Annotated in this window: 12 protein-coding genes; 5 read left to right on the plus strand and 7 right to left on the minus strand. The window is 72.5% G+C overall.

All coding sequences use genetic code 11. The annotated features are described in order from the left end of the window. Nucleotides 1-35 precede the first annotated feature (35 nt). The 6 genes from WMF28_RS05815 to WMF28_RS05840 all read right to left on the minus strand — a co-directional run bounded on the left by WMF28_RS05815 (nt 36) and on the right by WMF28_RS05840 (nt 3,828). Nucleotides 36-521: a serine/threonine protein kinase gene (locus WMF28_RS05815; RefSeq protein ID WP_437601068.1), complete on the minus strand. Its 486-nt coding sequence runs from the start codon at nt 519-521 to the stop codon at nt 36-38. Between the two features lie 14 nt (nt 522-535). Continuing rightward, nucleotides 536-1,375: a DUF4349 domain-containing protein gene (locus WMF28_RS05820; RefSeq protein WP_437601069.1), complete on the minus strand. Its 840-nt coding sequence runs from the start codon at nt 1,373-1,375 to the stop codon at nt 536-538. 412 nt (nt 1,376-1,787) lie between these two features. Continuing rightward, on the minus strand, nt 1,788-2,345 hold the full coding sequence (locus WMF28_RS05825) for a CDP-alcohol phosphatidyltransferase family protein (RefSeq protein ID WP_437601070.1): 558 nt from the start codon (nt 2,343-2,345) through the stop codon (nt 1,788-1,790). Nucleotides 2,346-2,464: 119 nt separating this feature from the next. Next, nucleotides 2,465-2,899 (minus strand): universal stress protein, encoded by a 435-nt coding sequence (locus WMF28_RS05830; protein WP_437601071.1) that lies wholly within the window; start codon nt 2,897-2,899, stop codon nt 2,465-2,467. A 228-nt stretch (nt 2,900-3,127) separates the two neighbouring features. Beyond that, nucleotides 3,128-3,463, minus strand: a complete 336-nt coding sequence (locus WMF28_RS05835; RefSeq protein WP_437487232.1) for a hypothetical protein — start codon at nt 3,461-3,463, stop codon at nt 3,128-3,130. An 8-nt stretch (nt 3,464-3,471) separates the two neighbouring features. After that, nucleotides 3,472-3,828 (minus strand): DUF4398 domain-containing protein, encoded by a 357-nt coding sequence (locus WMF28_RS05840; RefSeq protein ID WP_437601072.1) that lies wholly within the window; start codon nt 3,826-3,828, stop codon nt 3,472-3,474. Nucleotides 3,829-4,134: 306 nt separating this feature from the next. Here WMF28_RS05840 and WMF28_RS05845 point away from each other — a divergent pair, with 306 nt between their 5' ends. From WMF28_RS05845 to WMF28_RS05860, 4 genes are all read left to right on the plus strand, one after another. Continuing rightward, a complete protein-coding gene (locus WMF28_RS05845; RefSeq protein ID WP_437601073.1) occupies nt 4,135-5,916 on the plus strand; it encodes a protein kinase domain-containing protein in 1,782 nt (593 codons plus the stop codon). 112 nt (nt 5,917-6,028) lie between these two features. After that, complete coding sequence (locus tag WMF28_RS05850) at nt 6,029-7,021, plus strand: DUF362 domain-containing protein (RefSeq protein WP_437601074.1); 993 nt, start codon at nt 6,029-6,031, stop codon at nt 7,019-7,021. Between the two features lie 5 nt (nt 7,022-7,026). Continuing rightward, on the plus strand, nt 7,027-8,919 hold the full coding sequence (locus WMF28_RS05855) for a 4Fe-4S binding protein (protein ID WP_437601075.1): 1,893 nt from the start codon (nt 7,027-7,029) through the stop codon (nt 8,917-8,919). A gap of 52 nt (nt 8,920-8,971) precedes the next feature. Next, nucleotides 8,972-10,111, plus strand: coding sequence for a hypothetical protein (locus tag WMF28_RS05860; protein WP_437601076.1), 1,140 nt, complete (start codon nt 8,972-8,974; stop codon nt 10,109-10,111). A 13-nt stretch (nt 10,112-10,124) separates the two neighbouring features. On the opposite strand, the gene WMF28_RS05865 is transcribed toward WMF28_RS05860, so the two are convergent. Then, nucleotides 10,125-11,885 carry an ABC transporter permease gene (locus WMF28_RS05865; RefSeq protein WP_437601077.1) on the minus strand — a complete coding sequence of 587 codons (1,761 nt, stop codon included), beginning with the start codon at nt 11,883-11,885 and terminating at the stop codon, nt 10,125-10,127. Between the two features lie 189 nt (nt 11,886-12,074). Here WMF28_RS05865 and WMF28_RS05870 point away from each other — a divergent pair, with 189 nt between their 5' ends. Then, complete coding sequence (locus WMF28_RS05870) at nt 12,075-13,967, plus strand: protein kinase domain-containing protein (RefSeq protein ID WP_437601078.1); 1,893 nt, start codon at nt 12,075-12,077, stop codon at nt 13,965-13,967. Nucleotides 13,968-14,003: the final 36 nt, after the last annotated feature.

Genomic DNA, 14,003 nt, shown 5'->3' on the forward strand with positions numbered 1-14,003 from the left:
CGAACGCCGCGCGGAGAACGCGGGCCGCTCGCGCGTCAGTTCGGCAGGAAATTGCGGATGGCCCAGTCGATCTGCTGCTTGTGGCGCTCGACCAGCTCCTTCCTGCCGCCTGCCTCGTGGAGGAAGACGCGATCTTCGTTGACGAAGACGGCGAGGTAATAGAGGTGCGCCTCCTTGCCCTCGTCGTGCCCGAAGCGCAGCTGGACGCCCGGCAGGCCGTTCCGGCTCTTCACGTCGGCCTTGCCGAGCAGCGCGTAGCCGCCGCCCTCGCGCAGCCGCTTCTCGACCACGCGCGACCAGAACGCGAGGTCGCCCTCCGGCTCGTTCTCGAAGGCGCGGATCCCGAGCACCAGCCCCTCGGCGGTTGTCGCGCGGTACTCCTCGTCGCCGTAGCGATCCCCGAGGTCGACGAAGCCCGGCGGGGTCGCGGGCACGAAGGGCCGGCCGCAGCCGAGCGGCGCCGCGGCGGCGGCGGCGAGCGAGGCGATGAGGACGAAGGCGTGGCGAAGGGAGTGGATCATCGGAAGCGCCCCGGTCACAGGTTGAGGAGCCGCGAGAGGCCGAGCTCGTTGAGCCAGTCGATCGGGAGCCGCGGGCCCGACGGGGTGATGGTCTCCGTCGAGCGCGACTGGAAGGAGACGGTGAGGGTCGAGAACGCGACCCGATCGCGCAGGAACTTGAGGCGCCCCTCGAGGCGCTCGAGCTCGCCGGCGACGCGCGCGAGCTCGCGCTCCAGCTGGATCGACTCCTCGACCTTGGCGGCCTTCTCGAGGAGCTTCTCCAGGCGATCGCGCACGGCCCGCGCGTTCCGGATGCGGATGCCAAGATCGAAGAACTCCTCGGTGACGTCCTCCGCGACCACGTTGCGCTGGAGGACGTCGCCGAGGCCCTCGAGGCGCTTCAGCGCCTCGTCGAACCGGGCGGCGGGGATGCGGATGGTGATCGTCCGGTCGTCGCGGCGGGCGAGGAAGCCGCCGAGGTCCCGGGCGAGCGCCTCGACCTTGCCGAGCGACGCGCCCACCTCGAACACCGCCATCGCGATCTGCGCCGTGTAGATGAGGAGGGGCGCGGGCGCGGCGCTCGTCTCGGCGGTGCCCTGGTGCGCGCCCTGCGCGGCAGCGCCGGCCGGCGTCGCCGCCGGCTGCGGCGCAGGGCCCGTCGGCGCGGGCCGGGCGGCCGAGGGCTGCGCAGGGGGCACGGGCCCGGGCGACGGAGGCGCCGCCTTGGCGAGCGCGACCGTGCTCGCCGACGCGTCGAAGTCGACCGACTCCTCGATCGACGACTCGCCGCTGTTCCTCTCGGCGCGGGGCGGCTCCATCCCCGGGGTCGGATCCTGCGGCGGGAGCGGGGCCGGCGTCTGCGTCGCCACGGACATCGGCGCGCCCCTCGCGTACATCGGCGCGCTCGCGGCGTAGCCCTCGGTGGAGCGGCTGGATGCGCAGGCGGCAGGGCCTGCGAGCAAGGCAAGGAGTGCCCAGGAGGGCAGCGTTCTTCGCATGGTTCCTCGGAGCGTGGAGCCGGTGACAGGCGCAGAACGCGCTGCCTCGATCGACCTTACACCCTTGGCGGCGAGCGCCTCCCGGCGGGGCCTCGGCGCAAATCAACTGGCGGCGAGCGCCTCCGTGCGGGGCCTCGGCGCAAGCCGACTGGCGGCGAGCGCCGCCTGGCGGCATATCTACGTAAGCCAGCTTGCTCGCGCTCTCCGCCTGGCACCACCTGGGCGTAAGACGTCTTACCGCGATCCGTCACGAGCCGCTCCGCGCTTCGGGTTCCACCTCGGGCGGGGTCTACGCCGCGCCGGGGCCGCGAACGCGGCGCAGCTGGCGCGCCCAGTACGAGACGCCCGCCGCCGCGCCCACGAGCGCCGCCGCGGCGAGCATGGCGGAGAGCGCCGCGGGGAGCGCGATCGCGCTGAAGACCGCCGCGAACTGCACCGCCGTGGCGAGCTTGCCCGGGATGTTGGCGCTCGCGGTCGAGAGGCGCGCGCCGCGGAAGCGGCGGCTCACCGCGATCCAGAGCGCGAGCGGCAGCTCGAGGAGCTCGCGGGCGAGCAGCGCCGGGATGCCCCAGAGAGGGAGCACGCCGCCGTGGAGGAGCGTGCCGACCACGGCCAGCGCGAACACCTTGTCCGCGATCGGGTCGACGATCGCCCCGGTGCGGGTCACCTGACCCGAGCGGCGGGCCAGCCAGCCGTCCAGCACGTCGGTGAGCCCCGCGCAGCAGAGGACGCCGAGCGCGAGCGTGGGCCGCGTGGCCACGAACGGGAACAGCACCGCGAGCGGTAGCCGGGCCAGGCTCATGAGGTTCGGCGGGAGCACAAGCTCGCGAGCAGACAGGGTCGACATGCGAGGAACTCCATGCGTCGCAGTGGCCGGGGAGTCCTGGCCCACGTCGAGCGCGATCAAGCCCGCAGCGCCCGCGCCGGCAGCCGCCGGCGCGCCCTAGAAGAGACGCTCGCGCAGGATCAGCTGGCCACGCGCACGGTGAGCACCGGGACGCTGCTCTTGCGGATCACCTGCTGGGCGACGCTCCCGAGGAAGAGCTGCGAGAGCCCGCGGCGGCCGTGCGTCCCCATGACGATCATCGCCGCCCGCTGCTCCTCGGCGGCAGCCAGGATCTCGGTCGCCGGGTCGCCCTCGCGCAGCGCCGTCTCCAGCCCTCCTGTCTGCGCCGAGAGCTGCTGGATCGCGCGCGAGGCGGCGGCGCTCACCTCGGCGTGGAACCCGGGCATCAGCGTCGGTTCGAGCCCCGGGTACGTGTAGACCGGGAGCTGGTAGACGTGCAGCAGCACGACCTTGTGCCCGAGCCTCGCGCCGAGATCCTTCGCGAGCTCGACGGCCTTCATCGAGGCCGCCTCGAAGTCGACGGGGACCAGTATCACGTTCGCGGCTTCCTTCATCGCGCTCTCCTCGCACGCGGGACCGGGCGTCCCTTCGGTCGTTGCCCGCCCCCCCCGGGACGCTTTCGCCGCCGGCGGAGGCGTGTCGCGCGCATCTTGGATCCAAACATCGGTCGATCCCAGGACAAACTGCGCCGTCGGGCCGGCGCTGACGCCCGGGGCGGTACGCCGCGCGCGGCGGCGGCCGCCGCGATCCGCCGCGGTTCCGGCGGCGCGTCCCCGGAGCGTCTACGGCTTTCGCGCGGCGGTACGCCGTGCGCGCTCGAGCGCGCTCTGGTTCGCGCGCACGAGCGACGAGAGCAGCGAGCACTGCGCCCGCCGCCGCGCGACGTAGGCGGCGTCGCTCGCGGTCGCCGAGCGCGGGCGCTCGCGCTCCTCGCGCTCGGCGACCGCGAGCGCCTCCTCGGCCCGCCTCAGCTCGGCGATCGCGAGCGGCGAGAGCGGGCTCTCCTGCGCCTGCACGACGGCCGCGCGCGCCGCGAGGAGCTCGGGAGGGGGGGCGGCCGCGCTCCTCGCGCATCCGGCGAGCGAGAGGGCCATCGCGAGCGGGGCTCCGGCGCGCATGCGGCCCCCTACTCCGCCCGATCGGCGAGCGTGCTCGCCTGGTCCAGCGTGCGATCCGCGGCGTCGCGCAGCCCCGCCTCCCTCACGATGAGCGCCGAGAGCTCCGCGTCGACCTCGGCCCTCCGCAGCAGCCAGCGGGCGCCTTCCCGGTCACCCACCGACATCCGCCGCCTCGCCTGGGCGAGCTCGCTCCGCGCCAGCGCGAGGTGCATGGCCGCGCGCCGGTCCGCGCTCGCGCCCTCCCGCTCTGCCTCGCCGATCGCCGCCTCGGCGCGGGCGAGCTCGGGCGGTGACGCCGGCGGGCGGATGGCGGCGCACCCGGCGAGCTCCAGGCAGGCGATCACGAGCGCGGTTCTGGCGAGCATTTGCGTGGATTCCCGATCTCGCGGCGCGCCGGTGCAACGGTTGCTCCCGGCGGCGCGCTCGGGACAGGACAGTGCATCGAACAGGCCAGTACGCCCCGCGCGTGAGCTTCTCGTTGCGGTGGGGCGTTTCGTGGCGTGGTTCTGGCGGGACCGCGCCGCTGGCTCCCATGGACACGTCCCGCGCGCGAGGCGGCGCGGGACCTTCCGCTTTCGCCAGGCTCGGCGAATAAACGGCGGGCGCCCGCCGTCTGCCGTTCGCCGGCTTTTTTCTCCGCGCTCGTCGCTTCCGCTACCCTGGCAGCCGCCGTGCCGCTCGTCGATCCGAACCTCCGCACCACGATCGTCCACGCGTTCGCCGTCACGGTGGCGGACCCGGCGAGCCTGGTGCGCTCCTCGTCGCGCGGCGGCACCGACGACCCCGGGACGAGCAGCCGCGGCCCCTCGATCCTCCCCGACGTGGGCCAGATCGTCGGCGGGCTCTATCGCCTCGGGCGCCTCCTCGGGAAGGGCATGTTCGGCAAGGTCTACGTCGCCCAGCGCGTCGACGTCCCCGAGCACCAGGTCGCCCTCAAGCTCATGCCCCGCTCGCTGTACGCGATGCGCAACGTGGAGCGCGAGCTCGTCATGCTCGCCACCGTCGGCCACCCGCACGTCGTCCAGCTGAAGGACCACGGCATGACCGCCGACTACGTGTGGCTCACCATGCCCGTCTACGAGGGGGAGACCCTCGCGCAGCGCCTCGAGCGCAGCCCCCTCAGCCTGCGCGAGGCGTACGACACCTTCCTCCCCGTCGCGCGCGGGCTCGACGCGCTCCACGCCGCAGGGCTCCGGCACCAGGACGTCAAGCCGGACAACATCTTTCTCGCCAGGTTCGCCGGCCGCGTCCACCCGATCCTGCTCGACCTCGGCGTGGCCGCGGAGCGCGAGGCCTCCTTCTGCGCAGGCACGGCGCTCTACGCCTCGCCCGAGCAGATCCGCGCGCTGAACGGCTTCCCCGGCGTCGTTCCGCTGACCGAGAAGATGGACACGTACGGGCTCGCCACGACCCTCCTCTACGCGCTCGTGAACCCGCGGGACTTCCCGGGTGAGTCCGCGCAGACCCGCACCGAGCTCATCGCGTCCCACGACGTCCGCGCCGACAAGCCGCTCGCCGACAACGCGCTGCCCGACCTCACCGGACGCCCGCGCCAGATGTTCCAGGAGGCGCTCCGGCGATGGCTCGCGATCGACCCGAACGAGCGCCCGTCGATGACCCAGCTCGCCGAGGAGCTCGACGTGCTGCTCGAGCCGGAGCGGGAGGCCGAGCGGGAGGCCGAGCAGCTGCGGATCAAGCAGAAGACGTCTTACCTGCGCGTGCGCATCGCGGCCGGCGCGATGACCCTCGTCGGCTGCGCGGTGGTGCTGCTCGGCTTCTCGAAGCGCGAGACCCTGCGGCTCGCCAACGAGCTCGAGCGCGCCCGCCAGAAGGGGGCCGAGTCGTTCGACCAGCTCGACACCTGCGTCGCGTCCCACCAGATCGCAGCGGCCGAGGCGAACACGTGCCGCTCCGGCCGCGAGCAGGATCGCGCGGACTTCAACGACACGCTGGCCACCCTCCAGAAGAGCGGCTCCATGACCGACGCGGAGCACGCCCGCCAGATCCAGTCGCTGCACGCGACCCACGCGGCGCGCCTCAAGACCTGTGAGGACAGCGCCGCGGCCGCGGAGAAGGCCGCCATGGCGGACCGCGAGCGGCTCGCCGAGGCCGAGAAGGCGCGCGCGGCGCTCACCACCGAGCGCGATGAGGTCAGGGCGCTCGCCGAGCAGCGCGCCGCCGAGCTCGCCGCCGCCACGCAGCAGCGCGCCGCCTGCGACGCGGAGCGCGCCAGCTGCATCGCCGAGCGCGACCGCCTGAGGGACGAAGCGGCCGAGCCCTACGACTCGCCGCCCTCGCCGGGGACGCCGGCGGCGCCCGCCGCGAGCGGCGCGCTGCCCCAGCTGCCGCCGCCGCCGGCGAGCACAGGCGCTCCCCCCGCCGCGGGCGCGCCGGCGACCCCGGCGGTCTCGACGCCGTCCACCGCCGCGCCTCCCCCCGCCGCTCCTCCCTGAGCGCCGTCGCTGGAAGGCGCTGAAAGGCGCCCCGCGTCATCGCCGCCAGGCCGGCTCTGCTTGTGGCGACCGCCCGGGAAGGCTATCCGTAAGGCCAGGGAAGGCGAGGGGCATGGACGACATCTCTCGGCGTGAAATGCTGCGTCGGCTGGGCGCAGCAGGCCTCGTCCTCGGGGGCGCGGCCGAGGTCGCGGCGGCCCGGTGGGACCCCGGCGGCAGCACCGCCAGCGCCGTGGAGCGCCAGCAAACGCGGGACTACCGGCTCCGCGACGCGCCCGCCGGGGTGCCGGAGCTCGTCGTCGCGCGCGCCGGCGCCGAGGTGCTCGCCGCGGGCGCCCCGGATCCCGCCGCCCTGGTCCGCAAGGCGATCGACGCGCTCGGCGGGATGCGCCGCTTCATCTCGCGCGGCGACGTCGTGGTCGTGAAGCCGAACATCGGCTGGGATCGCACGCCCATCCACGCCGCCAACACGAACCCCAAGGTCGTGGCCGAGGTGGTGCGCCTCGCCTACGACGCCGGCGCCAAGAGCGTCATCGTCACCGACGCCTCGTGCAACGAGCCGAACCGCTGCTTCCAGCGCTCCGGCATCTGGAAGGCCGCCTACGACGTCGGCGCCGAGGTCGTCATCCCCGCCGCGCACCGCTTCCGCGGCATGCGCCTGAAGGGCGAGGTGCTCGACGACTGGCCCGTCTACACGCCGCTCGTCAACGCGGACAAGGTCATCAACGTCCCCATCGCGAAGCACCACAACCTGTCGAAGTACACCGCCGCGATGAAGAACTGGTACGGGGCGCTCGGCGGCCGGCGCAACCGCCTCCACCAGAACATCGACGTGTCGATCGCCGACCTGGCGACGTTCATCCAGCCCACGCTCACGATCGTGGACGCCGTCCGCGTCCTCATGCGCAACGGGCCGCAGGGCGGGAACGTCGCCGACGCGAAGGACATGCACACGATCATCGCGACGACCGACCAGGTCGCCGCCGACGCGTACGGGTGCCAGCTCATCGGCCGCAAGCCCGAGGAGATCCCCTACATCAAGATGGGCCACGAGCGCGGCCTGGGCACGATGCACTGGCAAAACCTGCGGCTCGCCGAGGTGTAGTACTCATGGCAAATTCCGATCCGACGCCGGTGGGGCCGGCGCACCGTGACGCGGCGGCTGCGGCGACCGCGGCGCCCGCGAAGGCGAGCCCCGACGGCACGACGGTCCCTGCCGCGCCCGCGCGCGTGGCCCCCTGGACCGCGCTGCTGCGCCGGGCCGGCGCGCTCGTCCGGCCTGGCCCGAAGCGCCGGGCCGGCTCGGGGCTGCCGGCGCGCAAGACGATCCAGGTGCTCGTCTGGGTGCGCCGCGCCGTGCAGGCCGGCTGCCTCGGGCTGTTCCTCTACTTCCTGTTCCAGACCGGCTTCCGCGGCTCGTTCGCCTCGTCCGAGGCGCGCGTCCGCCTGCCGCTGCCCGTCGAGGGCTTCCTCCTCGCCGATCCGTTCGTCGGCGCGATGACCCTGCTCTCGACGCACACCGTCTACCGCGGCCTGGCCTGGTCGGTCGGGATCCTCGCGCTGACGCTCGTCTTCGGGCGCGTGTTCTGCGGCTGGATCTGCCCGTTCGGCACCCTCCACCACTTCTTCGGGTGGATCTTCCCGTCGCGCTACGGCAAGGGCGGCAAGCGCGTCGAGTCGAACAAGACGTACGCGCGGCAGCGGGTGAAGTACTACCTGATGTACGCGTTCCTCGCGGCGAGCATGGCGGGCAGCGTGATCGGCGGGCTGTTCGATCCGATCTGCGTGGCGGTCCGGGCGATCGGCCTCGCCGTCATCCCGGCGGCGCAGTACGTCGTCGCCGTGGTGACCGGCTCCGCGGCCGAGACCGGGAGCCGGCCGGTGCAGCTCGTCGCGGACCACACGCAAGATTTCCTGGCCGCGAGCGTGTGGCAGACGAAGCAGTTCTACTTCCACCACGCGTGGTTCGTCGGGATCCTGTTCGTCGGGATCCTGTTCATGAACCGCTTCATCCCGCGCTTCTGGTGCCGGGTGCTCTGCCCGCTCGGCGCCTTCCTCGGGGTGTTCGCGCGCTTCGCGCTCTTCGGGATGGAGAAGGATCACGCGAAGTGCACCGACTGCAACCTGTGCCTCGTGCACTGCCAGGGCGCCGACTCGCCCCAGGGCGGCGTGAAGTGGCGGCAGGACGAGTGCCACATGTGCCTCAACTGCGAGGACGCCTGCCCCGAGGACGTCATCAAGTTCCGCTTCCTGCCGAACCGGAAGAGCGCCATCGTGACGCCCGACACGGGCCGCCGCACCGCCCTCGCGACCGCCGCCGCCGGCGCGGTGATCATCCCGACGGCGCGCATCGCCGACGTGCTCGACGCGAACTACGATCACCGCGTCATCCGGCCGCCGGGCTCGGTCGAGGAGCGCGAGTTCCTGGAGCGCTGCATCCGGTGCGCCGAGTGCATGAAGGTGTGCCCCAACAACGCGATCCACCCCGCGTTCTTCGAGGCGGGCATCGAGGGGCTCTGGACGCCGATCGTCATCCCGCGCATCGGGTACTGCGAGCACTCCTGCGTCCTCTGCGGCGACGTCTGCCCGACCGGCGCGATCCAGAAGATCACCGAGGAGCAGAAGATGGGGGTCGGCCAGAAGCCGATCTCGATCGGCACGGCGTTCTACGACCAGGGGCGCTGCCTGCCGTGGTCGATGAGCGTGCCGTGCATCGTCTGCGAGGAGTTCTGCCCGACGTCGCCCAAGGCGATCTGGGTCGAGGAGGTCGACATCCCGAAGCGCGAGCCGGTGGCCGCGGAGCACGGCAAGGAGCCGCTCATGAAGATGGTCCACGTGCAGCGCCCGCACGTCGATCCGGCGCTCTGCATCGGCTGCGGCGCGTGCGAGAAGGTCTGTCCGGTGCAGGACAAGCCCGCGGTCTACGTCACGAGCGTCGGCGAGACCCGCTCGAAGACGAACGTCATCCTTCTCGAGGACACGGATTACAACAAGCCGTCTTGACCCGTCCGCGCGCCTGCTCCGCGCGGCGGGACCACGGTAGGAGGCAGCTCGGGTGCGCACGCTTCGCTTGTACGGAACCTTCTCGCTGGCCGCGATGTGGGCCCTGTCCGGCTGCGGCGAGCCGTTCGCGGCGGCCGGCGCGCCCGCCGCGTCGTCGTCGTCGAGCGCGGGGAGCGGCGGCGCCGGCGGCGACGGGGGCGGGGGCGGGGGGGCCTCCGCGACGTCGTCGTCCTCGTCGGCGGGAGGGGGCGGCGAGGGCGGCTGCGCGGCGTGCGAGGCGGGGGAGTTCTGCACGGCGAGCGAGACGTGCGTGCGCTGCGCAGGCCGCAGCGGCGCGCTGTCGTTCGGCGCGCCGATGGCGATCGAGGTCGAGGGGACGGCGCCCGCGTTCCCGCGCGTGCGCGAGGAGCCCGGCGAGGGCGGGGCGACGCAGCGGCTCGTCTACGTGGCCGCCTTCGGCTCGGGCGACACGCAGATCGCCACGGCCACCGGGCGGCCCTGGACGGCGGGCGAGGTGGTCGCGAGCGCCTCGGTCAACTCCACGGACTCGGAGTCGGGCCCGCTCCTCCTGCCCTTGGACGCGCTGTCGCCGCGCGACGGCCTCCCTCGGGGCTCGCTGCTCTTCGATCGCCTCCTCGCCGGGCCGGGCAGCCTGCCGTCGCTGTTCGTCGCGGACGCGCTCGAGGCGACCCACGCGGACGCGTTCGACGCGCTCTACCTGGACGGGGGGAGCTACTCCGTGGCGGTGGCCCACGGCGTTCGGCCCTACCGGTACTGGTTCATGAACAAGCACCAGGACCAGAGCGGGACCACGAGCCGGCTCGTCACGAAGCTCGCCGAGGACTCGGAGGTGCAGGTGCTCGACATCGTCCTGCCCGGCGACTGCCCGGCGAAGGGCGACGACCTCGCCCCGTGGGTGACGCCCGACGGGGGCGTGCTGTTCTTCCAGGCGCCCTACAGCGCGCGCGGCGATTGCGCGCAGGCGTCGGTGCTGCGGAGCTTCTACGTGAAGCTCCGGGCCGACGGGCTGCCGGTGGAGGGGCAGAAGGCCAAGATGCTGCTGTCGGGCCTGAAGCCGGAGATCGCCGTCATGACGCCGTCGCTCTCGCCAGACGAGTGCACGCTCTATCTGGCGTCCGACCTGAACATGGCGGACCGGCGGCAGAGGCTCTACTCGGCCACGCGGCGGTAGGGGGCGGGGAGGCTTACTGCGCGCGGAAGCCTTCGGCAGGGCGGAGGCGCGCGGCGTACAGGCTCGGCACGATCGTCGCGGCGAGGCAGATCAGGATGGCGATGCCGCCGGTGATCAGGAACTCTTGCGGGCGCGCCTGCACGGGGAGACGGGAGATGAAATAGACCTTCGGATCGAGCGGGAAACCGTAGACCAGGAGGCCCTTGCACACCGCCACGCCGAGCAGCAGCCCCAGCGTGGTGCCGCCGACGCCGATGATCCCACCCTGGTAGAGGAAGATGCGCAGGATGGAGCCGTCGGTCGCGCCCATCGCCTTGAGGACGGCGATCTCCTTCTTCTTGTCGAGCACCACCATGATCAGCGTCGCGATGACCGTGAAGGCGGCGACCACGATGATGAGCGCGAGCACCGCGCTCATGCCGATCTGCTGGATGCGCAGCGCGGTGAAGAGCCCGTGGTTCAGCTCCTCCCAGTCCATCGTGTAATAAAGCCCGTTGCTGAGGAGCTGGCTGATCTCACGCGCGATGGTGCTGGCGTTGTCGATGTCATCGACCTTCATCTCGACGCCCGTCACCGTGTCGCCATGATCGTAAAACGCCTGCGTCTCGTAGAGATCGGCATACGCCAGCTTGGTGTCGTACTGCTCGAAGCCGGCCTCGAAGATCGCGATGACCCGGAATCGCTTGGCGACCGGCGGCTTGATCGCGCCGTTCGAGATCGAGAAGCCGATCGTGGGCGAGGTGACGGTGACGCACTGGCCGATGTCGAGGGACAGGTTCTTCGCCAGCGCAGCGCCGATCACGATGCCCGGCATCCTCGCGATCTGCTCCTTGTCGGCGCAGGGGTCCGGATCCACCTCGGGCGGCAGCTCGTCGTCCTCGGGGAGCACGCTGCCGTAGCCGCCCTGCGGCTCGATCGAGCCCCGCGGGGCACCGTCGTCCACCGCGAGCTCGGCGCCCTCGGCGCCGGTATCCGCGGCGGCGTCGAGCGCGGCGACGTCGAGGTCGGCCGGCTCAGCGGCGGGCTCGGCGCCGGCGCCGCGCGCGGCAGCGGCGCGCTCGTCCTCCAGGATGCGCGCCTCGTACGCCTTCAACAGATCGAACTCCCCGCCCGCGTCGGGCTCGAGCGCGCCGCGTGAGCCCGCGCCCTTCTCCAAGGAAGGAACGTCGGGCAGGGACGGCGGCGCCGCGCGCTCCGGAGGCCTCGCGCCTGGGCGCCGCAGCCCGGCGAGATCGCCGCCCGGGAGGATGTGGCGCGGCAGGTCGAGCACGGGCGTGGCGCCCTCCGCCCCGACGCCGAGGCTCCTCGCCGGGTCCACCCCCTTCACGAGGACGCCCGTCGCCGTCGCGTCTCCGTGCGTCAGCATCATGGGGTTGATGCTGAATGGCGCCACTCCGACGACACCGGGCACCTTGGCGACCTGATCCATGATCGAGCGGTACTCACGGAAGTCCGTGGAGTACTTGATCACAAGGACGTGCGCGTTGACGCCCAGGACCTTCTCGCGAAACTCCGCCTGAAAACCCCCGGTCACGCTCATCACGGTCGCGAGCGCCGCGACCCCGAGCGCGACCCCGAGGATCGCGAACGTGGTGCCGACCGAGATGAACGCCCGCTTCTTGGAGCCGAGATACCGCAGCGAGACGCCGAGCGCGAAGCGGTCCTTCCAGAGCAGCTTCCCGAGCAGATAGAACAGCGCGAGCGCCAGGCCAACCGCCGCGACGGCTACGACGAGCACGATGATGATGGAGTTGAGCCGGGCGGGGTCGCTCATCGCGGTGCCCTCCTAGCAGAACGCCGCGCGCGCGGCACGCCGGGCCGCGGTGATCGACGGCGCCCGCGCCCACGCGGGCTTTCACGGGCAGGGTCCGCATGATCTCGCTTCCCGGACCGAACGCCTGCTAGAATCCGACCCTGCCGCAGATGCCGGCATGTGGCGTGCACCTCTGCCCGCGAGCCTTTCATGAGCGCCACCAAAAACGAGCACCACACCGCGCGCAGCAGAGTTTTCGACGACGAGGCAGGCGCGCTCGATGAGGCACCGGCGTCACGCCCCAGCGGCGCGCCGGCCGGAGCTCGCTCGTCCGGCGTCGGCGCCGCGTTCGCGGAGCCCGAGGGCGCAGGCGACGAGGACGTGCCCGTGGAGGTCGAGCTCCGCCCCTCGTCGAGGCCCTCCAGGTCGGGCTGGGTCGAGGGGCCGGCGAGCGAGGTGCCGCCGAGCTTCAGAGCGCCGCCGCCGCTGCGCCAGCAGACCCCGCGGTTCGGGCGGCAGAGCCAGCCCGACGCCGACGAGATGAGCGGGAGGACGAGCGCTGCCCCGATCAGCGAGGCGGAGCCGTCCATGGAGATCCCGCCGCCGGACGAGGTCGAGCCGCGCGAGCGGCGGCCGCCCGGCGCCAAGGATCCGTACATCGGGACGACCTTCGACCACCGGTACAAGATCGAGCGGCTGCTCGGCGAGGGCGGGATGGGGTTCGTCTACCTCGCCCGCCACAAGGTCATCGACAAGCGCGTCGCCGTGAAGGTGCTCCGCGCGGAGCTCGCGCGGGACCGCGAGATCTTCGAGCGCTTCGTGCAGGAGGCCCGCTCCGCGTCGAGCATCGGCAACCCGCACATCGTCGACATCTCCGACTTCGGCGACCTGCCGGACGGCTCCACGTACTTTGTCATGGAGTACCTGGAAGGCGTGAGCCTGGCGCAGCTCATCGACTCGCCGAACGAGCTGCCGATGGATCGCATCTGCCACATCGCGCAGCAGCTGTCCGCGGGCCTCGCCGCCGCGCACGACGCCGGCATCATCCACCGCGATCTCAAGCCGGACAACGTCTTCGTGGTGGCCCGCGGCAGCGATCCGAGCTTCGTGAAGATCCTCGACTTCGGGATCGCGAAGGTGTCGACAAGCACGACGACGAAGCTGACGCGCGCCGGGGCGGTGTTCGGGACGCCGCACTACATGTCCCCCGAGCAGGCCGCCGGCGCGCCCATCGATCACCGGACCGACATCTACTCGCTCGGCGTGATGCTCTACGAGCTCGTGAGCCGGCAGCTGCCGTTCAACGCCGACAACTTCATGGGGATCCTGACGCAGCACATGTACAAGGCGCCGGTCCCCATCCGGGCGCTCGTCGGCGGCCCCGATTGCCCGCCGGGGCTCGAGGCGGTGATCCTGAAGTGCCTCTCCAAGAAGCCGGAGTCGCGCTACCAGACGATGAGCGATCTCCACGAGGACCTCGAGCGCGTGAGGGGCGGGGGCGTGCCGGGCGCGGTCGCGGAGATGATGGCGCGCTCGGGCGGCTTCAACGTGCCGCACGACTACTTCAAGACGTCGAAGGTGATCGTCCCCGCGACGCCGCCGTCGCCGCCGCGCTCGCCGTGGCCCCGCTACGTGTGGGTCGCCGGCGCGGCGGCCGCGGTCGGGATCGTGACCGCCATCTTCGTCATCGGCGCGAGCGGGTCCGCCAGGGACAGCGGCCTGCAGGGGGTGCAGAAGCCGCCGGTCGAGGTGCCCGCGGCCAGGCCGCCGGCCCCCGAGCCGCCGCCCGCCGTCCAGAAGACGGTGGTCGCGCTGGCCGCCGTGCCGGAGACGGCGGTCGGCTACCGCAACGGCGTCGAGATGAGGCTGCCCGCAAGCATCGACGTGGAGCAGGGGCAGACGGTCACGATCGACATCCGGGCCGAGGGGTACGTCCCCAGCACGGTCGTGCTCGACGGGACCGAGCAGAGCAAGCTCGTGAAGCTCGTCGAGGTCGACGAGAAGGGCGGCACGAAGGTGAGGCCCTTCCGACCGACGCCGACGCCGGTCCGGCCTCCGAAGGGCTCGGACGTCCGGGACCCCTGGGCGAACCAGAAGAAGTGAGCGGCCGCTCGGCGCAGGCCCCGCTCTGCGGGCGCC

The organism is Sorangium sp. So ce590, assembly GCF_051521365.1.
Classification (GTDB): Bacteria; Myxococcota_A; Polyangia; order Polyangiales; family Polyangiaceae; genus Sorangium.